The organism is Xanthocytophaga agilis, from assembly GCF_030068605.1.
GTDB classification, from domain to species: domain Bacteria; phylum Bacteroidota; class Bacteroidia; order Cytophagales; family 172606-1; genus Xanthocytophaga; species Xanthocytophaga agilis.
Genome location: NZ_JASJOU010000003.1, coordinates 168,389 through 183,607 on the forward strand (window position 1 = coordinate 168,389; position 15,219 = coordinate 183,607).

11 protein-coding genes and 1 pseudogene are annotated in these 15,219 nt (G+C 38.9%); 4 read left to right on the forward strand and 8 right to left on the reverse strand.

Translation table 11 applies throughout. From position 1 onward, the window contains the following. Positions 1 to 26: 26 nt before the first annotated feature. From QNI22_RS11045 to QNI22_RS11060, 4 genes are all read right to left on the reverse strand, one after another. Complete coding sequence (locus QNI22_RS11045; RefSeq protein ID WP_314510692.1) at positions 27 to 5,324, reverse strand: hypothetical protein; 5,298 nt, start codon at positions 5,322 to 5,324, stop codon at positions 27 to 29. Between the two features lie 1,706 nt (positions 5,325 to 7,030). Next, entirely contained in the window at positions 7,031 to 7,435 is a 405-nt protein-coding gene (locus QNI22_RS11050) for a hypothetical protein (RefSeq protein ID WP_314510693.1), read from the reverse strand. 211 nt (positions 7,436 to 7,646) lie between these two features. Further along, positions 7,647 to 8,096: a hypothetical protein gene (locus QNI22_RS11055; protein WP_314510694.1), complete on the reverse strand. Its 450-nt coding sequence runs from the start codon at positions 8,094 to 8,096 to the stop codon at positions 7,647 to 7,649. A gap of 115 nt (positions 8,097 to 8,211) precedes the next feature. Next, complete coding sequence (locus tag QNI22_RS11060; RefSeq protein WP_314510695.1) at positions 8,212 to 8,679, reverse strand: hypothetical protein; 468 nt, start codon at positions 8,677 to 8,679, stop codon at positions 8,212 to 8,214. A gap of 115 nt (positions 8,680 to 8,794) precedes the next feature. Between QNI22_RS11060 and tnpA the strand changes: the two genes are divergently transcribed. The 4 genes and pseudogenes from tnpA (at position 8,795) to QNI22_RS40275 (ending at position 9,583) form a co-directional block, all read left to right on the forward strand. Beyond that, positions 8,795 to 9,001: an IS66 family insertion sequence element accessory protein TnpA gene (tnpA, locus tag QNI22_RS11065; RefSeq protein ID WP_314510696.1), complete on the forward strand. Its 207-nt coding sequence runs from the start codon at positions 8,795 to 8,797 to the stop codon at positions 8,999 to 9,001. A gap of 177 nt (positions 9,002 to 9,178) precedes the next feature. Beyond that, complete coding sequence (locus tag QNI22_RS11070; protein WP_314510697.1) at positions 9,179 to 9,304, forward strand: hypothetical protein; 126 nt, start codon at positions 9,179 to 9,181, stop codon at positions 9,302 to 9,304. Between the two features lie 12 nt (positions 9,305 to 9,316). Continuing rightward, positions 9,317 to 9,421: pseudogene (locus QNI22_RS40265) on the forward strand (IS66 family transposase); the annotation flags it as partial. A 24-nt stretch (positions 9,422 to 9,445) separates the two neighbouring features. After that, positions 9,446 to 9,583 carry a transposase domain-containing protein gene (locus QNI22_RS40275; protein ID WP_419836229.1) on the forward strand — a complete coding sequence of 46 codons (138 nt, stop codon included), beginning with the start codon at positions 9,446 to 9,448 and terminating at the stop codon, positions 9,581 to 9,583. Positions 9,584 to 10,459: 876 nt separating this feature from the next. Here the strand turns inward: QNI22_RS40275 and QNI22_RS11075 are convergent. The 4 genes from QNI22_RS11075 to QNI22_RS11090 all read right to left on the reverse strand — a co-directional run bounded on the left by QNI22_RS11075 (position 10,460) and on the right by QNI22_RS11090 (position 15,128). Further along, positions 10,460 to 12,193, reverse strand: a complete 1,734-nt coding sequence (locus tag QNI22_RS11075; RefSeq protein ID WP_314510698.1) for a virginiamycin B lyase family protein — start codon at positions 12,191 to 12,193, stop codon at positions 10,460 to 10,462. A gap of 243 nt (positions 12,194 to 12,436) precedes the next feature. Beyond that, positions 12,437 to 13,507 carry an outer membrane protein assembly factor BamB family protein gene (locus tag QNI22_RS11080; RefSeq protein ID WP_314510699.1) on the reverse strand — a complete coding sequence of 357 codons (1,071 nt, stop codon included), beginning with the start codon at positions 13,505 to 13,507 and terminating at the stop codon, positions 12,437 to 12,439. Between the two features lie 138 nt (positions 13,508 to 13,645). Then, positions 13,646 to 13,786, reverse strand: coding sequence for a hypothetical protein (locus QNI22_RS11085; RefSeq protein ID WP_314510700.1), 141 nt, complete (start codon positions 13,784 to 13,786; stop codon positions 13,646 to 13,648). 397 nt (positions 13,787 to 14,183) lie between these two features. Further along, the gene (locus QNI22_RS11090) at positions 14,184 to 15,128 is read right to left on the reverse strand and encodes a hypothetical protein (protein ID WP_314510701.1); all 945 of its coding nucleotides are present in this window, start codon (positions 15,126 to 15,128) and stop codon (positions 14,184 to 14,186) included. Positions 15,129 to 15,219: the final 91 nt, after the last annotated feature.

Genomic DNA, 15,219 nt, shown 5'->3' on the forward strand with positions numbered 1-15,219 from the left:
TATATCTGTTCAGTTGGTGAAGTACACTAGTTTTGAATCGTTATTTTTGTCTCACCACAGGTGATCATAAATGAAATCAGTTGCAGCGAAATCTTATCCCCTACTTTTTTAAAGCGGAAGTTGATATTGCTAATCTCAGCCGACTCAGGATTGATCTGACAACCAGCCGGAATTTTAGCTGCATACGCACTAATATTCATATTGGCATAGGAAGGATGCTGATTTACGGCAAATACACCAGAGCTGGATGATTCAATAGTCTGATATCTGGCACTTAAATCATCCGCAAACGTCCCAACTCCTGTTAGGGAAGAAGTATTGGCACTGACAGGAATGCTAAACGGATACGGATTGGCATTACCGGAAGCATTGGTAGCCCTGGTGCGATAAGTGATAAATCCGTTTGTATCTCGTATTAAATCCCAGCTTGCATCCGGATTGTGATAGGTGGTAGAGCCAGCAGGTATAGTTAGTTCATTGCTTCGTCCGGTATGTACAATCGTAATTTGAGAAATAGTTCCATCTGCAGGCAGAGTGCCTGTGGTCAATTTAGATGAGGGATAAATCCGGATACGGCGATTGAAATAATCCGGCGCATCGGTATTGTAATACACATTGGGACTGATCTCGATCAGATCACCGGGTACAAACTGCTGGAGTTGTGTACAGATCGCCCCCATATCACTGCCTGCAAAGTTGAGGTATTCTCCCTGACCACTTCCCAGGTTTTGATAACTAACCGAAGAGACAGCCATCTTTCGGTTCTCTGACAGATATTTTGCCCGCATCCCCGGATAGTGCCACGCTGCCATCTGTGTGTGACTGGCATAAGCTCCTCCCTGTGTTTTTTCACTGGCAAGCACAACTGCTCCTGCGGGTGGTGAACTACTAGAGGGTGTAGTGCCAGGGATAGCGGCAAACTCATCATAGGATTTACTCCATACGGGCTGTCCGGTATTGGGATCAAAGGCCAGGTATTCATCTGTATGGTAGATACCATCCGCATAGGTGCGCTGCTTGCGCAACATACACGTCTGACGAACTATCTTTGTAGTAGTATGTACATATGTCTCATTCTGAATAGCAGTGGTAGTCGGTAACACAATAGGGAAAGGAAATGGAAAGATCCCAACTACTAACGTGGTAAAGTCTCCTACTGCTCCTGCCTGAGTCTTTTTCTCACTAACCTTTTTCTGTCCATAGGTTACATCCACTTCTGTCCCCAGTTTAGCTAAGGTAATCTTACCTGTTGTTTCGTCTACAACAGGAACAGCCTCACCAGGAGCAAAATAGTCATACTTCTGTTCTGTAACCAAAACAGCTTTTACCAGATCATCGGTTTCATTCTCACTGTATACACCTGCATAGGTAGCATCCCGTTTGGGTTTACCATGCATATCATTGATATAAAAACTAAATCCCTGAGTAAGCCAGGCACTGTTGATATATTTATTTACTAATAATAAAGGCAGGCTTAGTTTCTGAGTGGCAGCTTCAATACCTGTCATATCTGACCAGAAGGCATAGGTACTGTTTGTAGTACTATTGCCAGTAAGCTGACCTGCCCGTTGCTCAACCTTCTGGTTAGCGGTATAAAATTCTTTTACCGCAAAACCCGGATTGGTTTTCCCTGAGTGAATATTACGGATAATGATTCTGGAATATCCCACTGAAGGACCTGGTAATAAACTCTCCCCTAATGGTCCCTCGGCTTGTTTTTTATCAATACCAGCCACTGCTTTAGAAAGAAAGTTCTGCTTAAAACGTGGCATAAAGCCTACCAATGCATTTTCCTCCCGAATGGTAGAAGGTTCATTGGCGGCAACCCCGCTACTACGCAGTTGGTTATTACGGTTAGGATCTGGTGCTTTGTATATAAACTCACTACCATATAACACTTTTTCCCCATCCACACCCTTATCAAAGGTCAGTAGCCGTTTTACCCGTACTCCACCTCCTTTTTTATCTTTGGCGGCAGGCACTTTCAGATATGAAAGGGAGGTATTCATGGTGGCACACAGGCTTCCACCCAAATTGATGCGAGCCATGTTAACAAGTTTTTTCACGATCCCTACCGCTGCATTTTCTGTTGCTTTACCCAGATCTGTTGCATCTTCCATTACAGGATTGGTAAAAGAAGAAATTCCCACACAACTAACTCCTGTGGTTAGCTTTCCAACCCGTTGACTTTGCACAAAATCTACACATACCTGATTAGGTAGTTCATGCTGGGTACCATTCTGGGTACTGCCCAGATCAATATATACTTTGCCGTTCTGCACGCCGACATCCATAATATCGACATATCCGGAAATATATTCAGCATTACAATCTCCTATTTGAGGTGTAGAAGAAGTGCCCAGTAAGCGGTATAAGAATTTGAAATACAGTTTATTCTTTTTATTGCCATACTGATCCCTGATAGCCTGAGCCATGGTCTGCAATTCACTATCTGTTTCTCCTTCCCTCTGCAGAAAGTATCTTCGTCCGGTAACAGAATCAATGCTTCGCATGACATGAGCAGGCTGATCCTGTACATAGGCATAATCATCCTGTTCATACTGCACATGGATTTCTCCACCCGAAGGCAATGTGATTACCTTCAGATGCCAGGCAGCCGGATCAAAACCCGTTTGAGATTGCTGATTCACCCAAGGCTGCATATTAGTAAAACGAGTCAGTCCATTAGCCTGGTAATTGCCCCAGGCATCCTGAAGAAAATAGGAAAAAGTCGGATTCTGCTGGGCAGCAGTAAATTGATAATTAGTACCCAGAGACTGATACATTGCCGGGTAAGGATTGGCGTTTGCAAAATCCGGATAGCTATACTCAAACACGTACGGACTGATTTTACCACCTGTATTGCGCACACCGTAGTATTCAAACCATACTTTTTTCAGGGTTAGTTTGCCACCATTGGAAGAGGAGTTTTTTACCCCCTGACACAACGAATAGTCGTAAGTAAAAAATACGGATTTGATTGGACGGGCATTGTCTCCATTTTTAGTGTATTCACTGATGGTATACAAATCGATCCGATCCAGTTTCTCAAGAGTATGCCCCCCTTTTGTATCTTTTTGCATAGCTGCATCCTTTGCGGGAGCATCCAATCCATCCTGACGGGCACTAGTCCGAAATACAGCCACATGGGTTTTGGTCTCTATCTTTTTGACCAGATAGATTTCTTTCTCCCCGTCTGAAAGTGCTCCTCTGTCATCTATCGGATCAGACAAGGTACCACGCTGATAGAGCATTCCCGTGTAAGGCAAACGCCATTTATACCATTCATTGGTATTGTTGTTTTTATCGTTGTTCTCACCATATAGTTTTGTATAATGAAACAAGGTATATCCACCCGGATCTGTCGCATCAGGACCATCAAGGTTAATATCGGTAAAATCAGGTGTAGTGATCTGGGTTAACAGATAGGTAGTAGCATAGGCACTCTCATACGGGTCTGAACCGGAATTTAGCCGTTCTTCCCCTAGTTTGACAGGATTGGAATCCTTGTCAATCTTGTCCCCATAGATCAAATAATTGCTTTCAGGAAAAAGACCTCCGACCCCAAACTGCAAATGACGTTCATTACGTGAATAGACTGGCAAGGCATAGGTATACTGCATACCCGATGTATTGTAAACACTAAATTCTCCAATCCGATCTGCATTACTGGTATTCGTTCGGTTAGCCTGATTATTTATATCAATCCGACGGGAATAGGCACGGGCAGTAAACTTCCCTGCAGAAAACATACTGGCGTTGGTGTTGTAGCCTATAAAGGAAGCCCTACGATTACGTTCAGTAAGAAAATTGGGAACAGCATTGGGGGTAGTAGGCAGAATCGGGTTTCGATTACGGGAAATAGTAGCCTGAACTGGCAGATCCACACTCATCGAATAATTCAATACCCCTCCCTGATCGTTGTTAAACCGGAAAAAGATATCCTCATCATTGGAATCATTGGTAGCCCCAGCAGGCGTAGTGAAAGAGCTAATACCTTTATCCCATTCCGATTCGGTTAGCGTTTGTGTACCTGCTTCCCCAGTTCCACCCACGCCAAAGGGATTTCCCACATGCAAATCGACCCCTCCGTTGGTAAAAGCAGTTCTACTTTCCGAAAAAGTAGGATAAAACTGACCAATATTTTTGTGATATAACCGAAATCCACCACCTACTCCTTCTCCGTTTACCACAAAATTATCGGCATTGTTAAAGGCCATTCCCAGAAACTTATCCCGTCGGATGTACGAGGTTTCTTTCTCAGTATAATAATCACTTACAAGCCCATCCTGATTCGTATTTGGAGCCCCATCAGCGGATGACGCATACATATACCCATAGGATCGAGAGGTTCTATTTCGATCATTACGTTGTACGCTCAGGCTTCCGGAAATACGTAATTCTGCTCCTGCAGGTATAGCAATATTCCCTTCTAACCCCACATTGACATCTGTAGAAAATCCTGTATAAGGGGTAACCGACAGAGGCCGCACCATTTCTGAAAAAGAAAATAATCCATGATTTCCACTTAAACTTAACACAGCACCTGAACTCCCTAGATGTCCTTTGGCAGCTGCATCTTTCTTAAACTCTCCTTTCTCAGCAGAGATATAATTTAAAAATGTATACGGATTATAACTTGCTCCAAAAGTTAGTCCATCGGGAGATTCATTCAGGGAAAGATTTAAACTCCCCGCCAAACTCTTATAAGGACTTACTCCTACAGAAAAACTTCGGCCAGATTCCGAACCACTTAGTCCTAAGCTTACATTGGTCGCTCCATTAAATAGTTTTGTACTCATGCCTACATAGGTGTTGTAGCCAAACCCATTATAATTATTGTATCGTATTCCTACATCGGCTGAAACAGGAAGTTCTTTACTAAATACCTCTCCAGAAGCGCCTCCTCCAGCAGAAACTGTCCAGTTAATAGGCATTTTATTCCAGTATTTAACCTTATTTCCCTTATCATCATCTGGAATACCCCGCATATTGCGATTTATTGAACCAGGAGTCAGGGACCAACCATATCCTACCCAGGATGCTTCCTCCTCTGAGGACACTCCGCTATGATAAGCCAACGTAAGTGGATAGGAACTTCCCTGTGGTCCCGGAACGGTCAGTAATGGTAAGTTATAGGTAAAATCTCCTGTAAAGGGATTGACCATCTCACTGGTTGAGACCGATTCAAAACCTGAAAACTCGGGCTGTGAAGGACCACTGGTCAAAGCCAGTACAGTAGTGGGGGCAACAATCTGAAACAGAAAACAAAACAGGAGAACAAAGGCAATGCAGCGATAAAGTGACCGGGGTCGGGTAAACATAAATTTATTTTTAAATCTGTATCCTAAATACAATAATAGAAAAAAATGTAAATATCTTTCTAAAACTTACATATTCATTACATAAGTATGCAATACGTATCTATGTGTTACTCACGTACTTGAGGAGTTACTTTTAAATTTGAAACTGAGAAAGCAAAATCACTTTGCTGAAAGAAATGGTCTTTGCAGATGAATGTAGAAAACCCGAAATTATTTTTTCTGACTTTAGAATAAAATAAAGAATAGTACAGATTAACAATAATACTTTGAACCATAAACTACTATCTCTGCTATCAGATATTCAATATAAAGTAACACATATAAAGTCTGCAAAACAACATTAGTTCGCATTGATAATTGTTGTACTCTTGCCATTCTTTCATACACTGTAACAGTAATACTAAAAATAAATAAAAGAGAATAGATGAATGTATGAAGAAGTATAGAAATGATAAATTACACGTATACTATTGCAGAATTTATCTTATTTAAACATTCCCAGAAAAGTATCTGTTCTATCTTTAAGAGAGGGAAATGAAAAAGATTCACGCATTCTTTAATATGCTGTATCTTTCTTACACGATAAAAATTTTAATCTATTTCTGCATTCTGAGCAAATTCTAGTTTATCTATAATTTATACAAAAAACATTTAGTTTATAACAGGAGTAAAAGATCCTGGAGAAGGAGATTATCTATAACGTTAGAAAAGAGTAAAATACTAATGTAACCATGCAGTTCCAAAGCAGGTATACAGCAAAAAAAGACTGGATCACACCTCTGAACCTTTTTGCTTTGTGCTTTATGGTTTTATACTCTATAAATTGCCTCAGACAGAAAATCTATCAGTAACTTATTCTCTACTGCACCACAACCCGCTGAGTAGAAGCACCCTGATTGTTCTGAACATACCGATTTATGCTTTTTCTTTGTAAAGCAGGCTTAGCCCATGAGCTAATCTATGAGAAGAATCCTTTTATTCTTCACTCTTGTGAGGGGAAGGAATAACAGGATCAGCTTTAGTAAACATCTTTACTATACTACCTCTTTCCATAGGAGAAAGAGTGGCTGGCGTTTCAATCCGGATAATTTCTTCTATCTCTCCTTGTATATCTGTCAGATGAATTCTGAGTATATCCCCATTGTCAAATAAGATAAACGTCCCATTATAAAAAGAAGACCGAATCTGATTAATTACAAGCTTTTTCTTCCAAATACCTAATTTTTTTGGCGTAATCTATTCTTGTATACTCTTCCTTTATGATATTTCCAGTTTCATACCAGATCTCATTATATCCTTCTACATGGATACTTTCTTGTTTTAAAGAATTATAGAAAACTACTTCCAGATATCCTTCATACAGTCTGGATGCGCTGAAATAGATATCTGAAACCTCAAAATTCAACATAGATATATTATTATTTTCGTATAGAAGTCCTACAGGGAGAAAGTAAAATCAAAAACTACTTTTGTTGTTTCTTCAGCCAAAATATTACCAGTAGAGCCCTCATCTACGTATCATTTCATTAGGATGATTCGTGTTACTATAATTTATGAGAAATTTATGAGAAGTTAGCCAGAAGCTAACAACTGAAGGTATTTTGAGTTTACCTAAAAGGAGATCGTTATGGCTTCTGTATCCCTAAAAATCCAAAGTCAGACTGTACAATCTGACTTTGGCAAGTGTAAGGTATCATTTAGTAAATCTATCTTAAAATTTCCGTCAGAAGAAATACCATTCCTAGTCCCCTTTGTAAAGTTTCCCCAATGGATTCATAGAGTATATGGAGTTTTTCAATCTCATGATCTGTTCTTAACAGTTTTGAACAAAGATGTACTTCTTCACCTAAAATCAGTACAGGTTCATACTCTAAGAACCAATCTGAGGGTCTGATCACTAACTGTTCCCGTAACCATTTTTCTATTGTTTGCTGAAGCAGAAAAAGCTCTTCTCCCTCAAAACGTAACTGCTTTTCAGTCATCAACACAGTTTGAAGATTTGCATCAAGCATAATCATTAAGAATTCAAGAAGGTAATAACTATCACAGTGAAAGTAGAGTATATAATTTTCATACGGGTCCGGATCTCTACCAATTACTACTTCAAACATATAGTGTTAATTTAAATAATAAGCTCATCGTGTTTTCACCAAACCTTTCCCTATAAGATCAACGTTATTTATCATTACAGCAGATGTTACTGTGCAAACTATAGCACAGGACTCGGTAGATTTGCAGTATCGGGGTGAACAAAAATATTTCAAACGATAGCCTCTTTGCAAGACAATCATATTCTCTCCCAGAACTAATAGGGATGGAAGCCTATTCAGAAAGCCCATTTACTTTCCTGAACTTCAATATTCCATCTCTGGAAAGGCTAGTACTTCGTATCGAAAAGTTAATGATCAGACTTTCATTATCTATCTGATACGATTTAGTGGACAGCATCATTCTATAAAATTCACCTCTGTCTACTGCATCTGAATGGCACTCTTCGGACGCATCTACCCATACTGAACTTACCCTGGAATTGATAACACTAAACTTTCGATCTTTTACCCGGTAATAGCCCAATGACAGATGCTTTGTGTTTACCATAGTTCGCATCACACCCTTATCCAGAAATTCCACTTCAAATTTATGCGTACACCCCGTCAGGTATGCTGTAGGATCTATCACTTCTGTGATACCAGAAACAGGATGGGTAAACTCAGTTAGCACCCATTTCTTTCCTCTTAGTTCATCTGGAGTCTTGTCAAACACATACTGCAAACGGCAGGAGCTGCATATACCCCCTATCAGTAAAAGAAGATAAAATCTTACTAACCTGTTTGTACTACCCAAACGCATATTACCTGTTATTTGATTATATACCAACCTGACGAAATTACAACAACACTCGTTTAAATCGTAACCATCCCCAATCTCCAGGATCATTACTAAAATGCAGCTCTATAGTTTTATCCCTTATCAGCAGGATAAAAGCACTTATCATATCCGAGTAAAAATGAGAGAAATAGGTATCAAAGAGTTTGGGTTTCTTCGCTGCCCAACCGGGAGTATACCGTCTGACTGCCTTACCTGGCTCAATATCATAACATCTCCTTTTATTTCTTTTATAATACCCAGTCCCTATTACTACTCCGTCTACATAAAATTCTATACATCCTTTTTCACAGAAGGCAATCATATATTGTGGATCTGGCGCTTTTAATTTCACTGAATCATCCACACGCTTATAGGTATTAAGTATCCACTTAGTATTAACCAATGTCATAATATCATCACAGGCCCACTGAGCCTTTGCACGTATACTTGTTACTAGAAACAAAATAACCAAAGCAAGTTTTCGCATATAACTAAACGTCTATCGTTTTTCAAACTACTACCGAGCAGTCTTAACAAAATATATGTATACGTCCGAGCCAAGCCGTCTTTACTCGGAACAGGTAGGAGGTTAGCTTTGCAGAATGACAGACAACTTACCTTTACAAGCTCGAAGGTTTCGGATCTACCAACGTTTCAAGCAAAGCAATCTAACCCGAGCTGCTTACTGTCGGCAAGAAGGCATTACAGCAGCCCAGTTCATCTATTGGTGTAAACGCTTTGAACAAGAAAGCAATCCTACTGAATCCTCTAGTACTCTTGCCCAAGTAAGCACTCCTATACAAAGCTAACAAATACAGTCAAACCGATGAAACTACCTTAAGGGTACAGGATGCAAACAAGAAAGGAGCTTGTCATTTAGGCTACTTATGGGCTTACCATGCTCCTGTTGCAGACCTTGTATTGTGTGACATCAAACTGAGAGAGGACAAAAGGGCCTTGCTCAATTGCTTACCAACTGCCAGGGCATGCTTCAGACAGATGGGTATGAAGTATACAATGACAAACTCAAAATCTATTTGCAAGAGCAGTACACAAAGGTATTACCTGGTAGTCCCATTGGGAAAGCGATTGCCTATACGTTCGGGATTTGAGATAAACTCACCGTCTATCTCTATCACGGTCATCTTCAAATCGACAACAATGCAGTCGAGTACATAATCCGCCCTATTGCTTTAGGTCGTAAAAATCACCTTTTTGCAGGCTCATATCTGGCTGCTCAAAACGCAGCTATACTGTATTCATTTTTAGGATCTTGCCAACGTAATAACCTTAATCCGCATGCATGGCTAAGTGACGTACTAGCGAAACTCAACAGTTCAGACTATGAAGGTAAGTTCTCCAATTTACTCCCTAATCGATGGAAAAAGTAAGGGTAAGCCTTTTCACGGTACTCAGGTGGACGGGTACAATTCAAAAGCAGCAGAGGCTGTTGCTACAAAGGCAACAACTAATTTAAATAATCAAAGTGAGACAGTGTTAAAATAAAATATGGAGCGTAAAATCAAAGTAGTGTTTTTTTTAATAATTATATCTTCGATCGTTGCATGGATTGATTTTAAAATTAAGTCATCCGATCTTTCTTATTATCAAGGAAAGGATGGAGGATTATCTATTAGATTATATTCTATTGTTTTATCGAGTGCACTTTTTTTTATGATCATTAGTAAAAAAAACAGAATTATATCTTCATTATATGGTTTTTTTGTTGGGATCGCATCGAGTATTCTGAGCTATATAATATGGATACATATTCTAGGAGATACCAGTTTGCCGTTCCATATAACAAGTATCTTACTGTTTATAGTAACTTTTTTTTTAATTGAAAAGCGAAAAACATGAAAGCTAAATTGGATCTTCGCTAGCCCAGATTGGCACCGGTCTTCGGACTGGTGCTGTTGGATAAAATTGGATAAGAGTAAGTCAGTGATTTGTATCTATTCGAGTGAGGACATGTATTTGCCCGGATGCATACGGATCACTAACTCATCAGCCTTTATATAATTAATAAGCAGGCAAAGTATTCTATTTAGGTTAACTGGCAAACACATTGCTGGTCGAAGGCTTACTTTATACGCAATTGTAAGCTATCTGAAATGGTTTCTGTATCCCTAAAAAGCAAAAGTCAGACACTGAGCTTGACTTTTACACTAGTTCTGGGTGGAATAAAGTGAGTTAATGCCAGACGAACCACAAGATCCCGAATAACAAGGTTTAGCCTGTCTACTTAGTTGAGAGTCATCAGTCCTCTATTTTTTACTGAGAGTATACACCATCACGCCTGTACGAGGACTTGTACAATACACATCCCCATTTTTTCCTAAAGCAAAACTGAGAGGATTGTTCATAGCAACATCTATTTTCAATAAAAATTTTCCAGTAGCATCCAGCTTCTGAATACGAAAATAATCTAAATCTGATATCCAAATATTGTCCTCCTGATCTATTTTAATACTAGCAGGAAAACGAAACTGTCCATCACTAAGGCCTAAAGCTTGAATGACCAATAAAAACTGACCATTGGCATCAAACTTTTGTAAACGTTGATTGTTCTTATCTACAACCCACATATTTCCCTGACTATCTGTTGCGATATCCAATGGATCACTAAATTTCCCCTCTTTGTTTCCATTTGATCCAATCCTTAACAAAAACTTTCCATTAGCATCAAACTTCCGGATACAATTATTTGCAACATCAGATACCCAGATATTACCCTGACGGTCTATGTTTATACCTGCTGGAGAAGTGAACTGGTCATCTCCACTTCCCTTCGATCCAAACTTTAACAGGAATTTACCATTGGTATCAAACTTTTTTACACAGTAATTTTTTGAGTCAGTTACCCATACATTTCCCTGACTATCGGTAGTGATGCCAGTTGGACTATTCAATTGAGTATCTTCGGCACCTAATGAGCCTAGTGTAAAAAGGTATTTCCCGTTTGAATCAAACTTTTGAATACGATTATTTCCACTATCTACAATCCATAGGTTTCCTTTCGTGTCAACTGCAACTTCTTGCGGATTGTTAAACTGGTCATTCGCTGATCCTGGATCGCCATATTTTCCAACATACTTTCCATTCTTATCAAATTTCTGTAAACGATAGTTATAACAATCTGCTATCCAAACAATTCCTTTAGAGTCAACGGTTAGTCCCATTGGCGTATTTAATTGACCATCATTTGATCCATAGGCTCCGCATGCCAGTAAAAATGTCCCATTCTTGTCAAACTTCTGGATGCGGTTATTTCCTTTATCTGCCACCCAGATAGCATTTTCACTATCTGTTACTATACTCCAGGGTAACACAAATTCTCCCTTACCAATACTATTAATGCCAAATTTCAGCAAAAACTTTCCATTGGAATCAAACTTCTGAATACGGTGGTTTTCAGTATCTGCAACCCATACATTTCCATCGCGATCTATTGTCACATCCTGAGGATATACAAATTGTTCATCCTCTTTTCCTTTTGAGCCAAATTGAAGCAAGAAATTACCATTCTTATCAAATTTTTGAATACGATGATTTTCACAATCGGCAATCCAGCTATTGCCCTTACTATCTACAGCTATTCCCGTGGGACTATTAAACTGTCCATCGCCTTTCCCTTTCGAACCAAATTGAAGTAGCACATCGCCACGTGAATTAAATTTGGTAATCTGATTTTTGTCGTTGTCAGCAGCCCACAGATTACCTTCTTTATCCAGCGTAATGTGTTTTGTTTGATAGGGAAAATTTGGTTTCGAAACTGCAGAGGCAAAAACGGATTGATAGAAGCCATTGGGGTCCAGTTTTATAATAGCTCCATTCCGACTGGAAACATACACAGAACCTTGTTTGTCTACGGCAACATCAGAAGGGTAATCCAGATTGGTTTTCCCGATAGTTCGTTTAAAGGTATACTGCTGGCTCCAGCCAGAAACAGAGAAGAGGATAGTAACAAGTATAGATAAAAGACCTAACTGTTTTTTCATAAGAACAGATATTGAAATATAGCTATGAAATGATTTTACAGATTTTTCCACCGTTCAGGTTAGTAATACTATCAACTGAGGGATGATGTTACTCGCAAAAATAGCTCCCGGCAGGAAATAAATACAGGTTTTACCCAATTGTCCAACATTACTTAGGCAGTATAGCGAACTCTATTACTTTTTCGCTTTTGGTACAGTACTGCTGATGTAGAGGGTCATTGGGAGGTATAAAAGAGTAGTTGATCAGTTCTTCAACACTGTCAAAACATGGTTAATATCCCACACATAGAAAAGTCCACGATCATATATCATTTTTGTCAATGCATACCGATCATATGATTCTATTTGACTCTTACCCTCAAATATATGTGTCCAGACCACCTTTGCCTGATCTGTATCATATGCAATAAGTTGAGGTAGTCGCTTCCGAAAACCATCTGTAAAATAATAGATATACGGACCTTCTTTGTACCAATTAGAGTGTACCAGTTCCATTCTTGTATCTGTAAGGTGTGTATAGTCGTTCAGTACTTTTATCGCTGTACCTGTACGGGCATCGATCTCAATATAGATACCCTGATAAAAGGAAGTGAGAACTCCGGTTATGGGGTCTAGTTTGAACTCACTTGCGGATGGCAGCCGCGGGTTATTTTGCAAATATAGAGGAATGGCACCTGTTACGGAATCTATCTGCCATCGTTTATTGCCAGTCCTTACATCAAATGCCATGAGATGTTCACCTGTAACCGCTACTACCACAATATCTTCATATCTTCCTAAAATTCTATGGATTTCACCTGAATGGATACTATCTCGCCTACTAAAATCCTGATAGGCTCCTTCTTTTCTGGCATCATATTCCCATTGATATTCTCCCGTAGTCCGGTCAAAACATTGCAGTATTTCTTTTTTCTCGTTTTTAAATGTTGTCTGAAAAATATAGTCGCTAAAACACATGCGTTCAACCCCTTTCGGAAACACTGTCCGGGAAATCTCCTGTCCATCTGTCACTCTTATCGTAACGTACTCTTCATTATCAAGAAATAAACCGATACCATCTACATAAGAGCGCCACAAATACCGCTTATTGATAAAACGTTGTGACCCATCACGTAGATCATATACATAAGTACTCCCACCTTTTTTTACATAGAAAAGAACATCTGTATAAAGTTCATAATCAGATCCGGGAAGATCATCTGTGATCAGGGTGTTATTCCAATAAAGGTGTCGATTACTAAAATACAGGAGTAAGTTTCCCCCCTTTACACTGTATCCCTTAACATCTGTATAGACTTGTATTACTTCTTTCATGATAGGAGGCAACTAAACTTTGGTTATGAAATTCGGGTCAATGCCATAGAGCATCTTTTACTAGTTGAATATAAGTACTAAAAAGCCTTCTGATACGCCTTATTGCAGACAACAACCATCAGGGGATGCTCATCAAATTCAACTGAGTGCATCATAATCTCCCCACACGTTTTCAAACTCTTCAAAGGAGTACAACTTTGATTCAAAGTCGATTACCAGGCTATCTTTGTACCGATTCAGTTGTAAAAAAGGAACTAAATCTTTTATGACTTTCTGCATAAGTTGAGGACCTCTTATCATATTGATGTCAAAACCAATCAAGAAGATGGGCTCTTCAGATGAAATACCTAGGATTCTTTCAATCTTGGCTACTTCAGTTTCATCATACCCAATTATAGGCGCAACAAATGCGTCAAATAAAACATATTGTGCCTCCTCGTGTTGATCATAGTATCCCTCTTTAGTGATTTCACATTATAGATCTCCATCAATATATTTACATTGTACTGTGTAATCTAACGATTTGATATAGTTGATTACCTCTATGCTCAAGTCTGAGAAAATAGGTTTGGTAAGTAAACAAAAATCCTCACTTGTAATAATCATTTCTTTGGATAAAAGTAAAGTTCTAACAATCCTTTAAGTTCTTCTTTAGTAGCAACGACAAACACCTTACTCAGGACATAATCTTGTCAGAAATCAGGTATACTGTTAATCTATCCAAAGCTCGCTTGGCAGCATTACTTATCGCAGGATTAACATGAGTTGCGTACGTATCTATCCACTTACTGTATGAAGGATTTTTTGTGTGCCCCACAACGTCTAATATATAGGGTAGGTGCCATTCATCTGCGTCTTTTAATTTTTCTAATACCCATACATCAAATGGTACTTTAGGGTCAGGAAAATAACTACTCTCAACGCCTGCAATAGCAGCTTGGTGGACTAATTCTAACAATTCCTGATCTTGTTCAGTAAATAACATTCCTAAAGCAGAACGAAATAGCCCTGAAAATTTACTTACTCGTGAATATTTAAAATCCAGTCTCATTTCACGATAAATGATTCTATAAGATTCTATTTGCTCTTCAGTTTCAGAATATATAATTCTCTCACGCCTACCCGCTCCCTCATCCAATAGCTTTTGGGAGAAGTTATCGAATGCAGAAACACTTGTATCTAAATGGTAGTGTAGTAATTGTTTATACAATACGGCTCCAGAGCGAACAGGAAATAACTCATTTGTAAATGAGGCGGATAACCCCTTATCAAGGATTACAGTTTCCTTACTAAGATTACTATCTAAATACTGAAAAAAGAAGGAAATGAATGTATAGAGTGCGGTCTGATCATCAGCTATTTTAACTAAGATATTTTTCAAACTCCTGTAGGATATGTTTTCATAGTAACCCGAATCTACACAGGCAAACATGAACAGAACAAAGTAGTCGGAATCATACTGCTTTAAAGTATAGACAAGCAATTTAGTAAAGGAGTTTCTATCAATCGTATCCAATATTTCCTTTATTGAATCTGGTATGAGAGTCGCTTGCTTGTCTAAAGAAAAAGTATAAAGAATGTGATAGATCCTTTCCGACAACTCTTTTACCTGTTTATTCATACTGTAAGTTTCCCTATAAAGTGAGCTAGTAGTAAGTAGCGCCTGGCTGGTCTTAGTAAATTCAACAGAAGTTATAAAACGCTAATATTTT

Bases quoted from the DNA above. Each gene is read 5' to 3' on its own strand.
- tnpA (WP_314510696.1), top strand. From the start codon at position 8,795: ATGACAGACAACTTACCTTTACAAGCTCGAAGGTTTCGGATCTACCAA.
- QNI22_RS11090 (WP_314510701.1), bottom strand. From the start codon at position 15,128: ATGAATAAACAGGTAAAAGAGTTGTCGGAAAGGATCTATCACATTCTT.
- QNI22_RS11060 (WP_314510695.1), bottom strand. From the start codon at position 8,679: ATGCGAAAACTTGCTTTGGTTATTTTGTTTCTAGTAACAAGTATACGT.
- QNI22_RS11045 (WP_314510692.1), bottom strand. From the start codon at position 5,324: ATGTTTACCCGACCCCGGTCACTTTATCGCTGCATTGCCTTTGTTCTC.
- QNI22_RS11070 (WP_314510697.1), top strand. From the start codon at position 9,179: ATGCTTCAGACAGATGGGTATGAAGTATACAATGACAAACTCAAAATC.
- QNI22_RS11050 (WP_314510693.1), bottom strand. From the start codon at position 7,435: ATGTTTGAAGTAGTAATTGGTAGAGATCCGGACCCGTATGAAAATTAT.
- QNI22_RS11085 (WP_314510700.1), bottom strand. From the start codon at position 13,786: ATGCAGAAAGTCATAAAAGATTTAGTTCCTTTTTTACAACTGAATCGG.
- QNI22_RS11075 (WP_314510698.1), bottom strand. From the start codon at position 12,193: ATGAAAAAACAGTTAGGTCTTTTATCTATACTTGTTACTATCCTCTTC.
- QNI22_RS11080 (WP_314510699.1), bottom strand. From the start codon at position 13,507: ATGAAAGAAGTAATACAAGTCTATACAGATGTTAAGGGATACAGTGTA.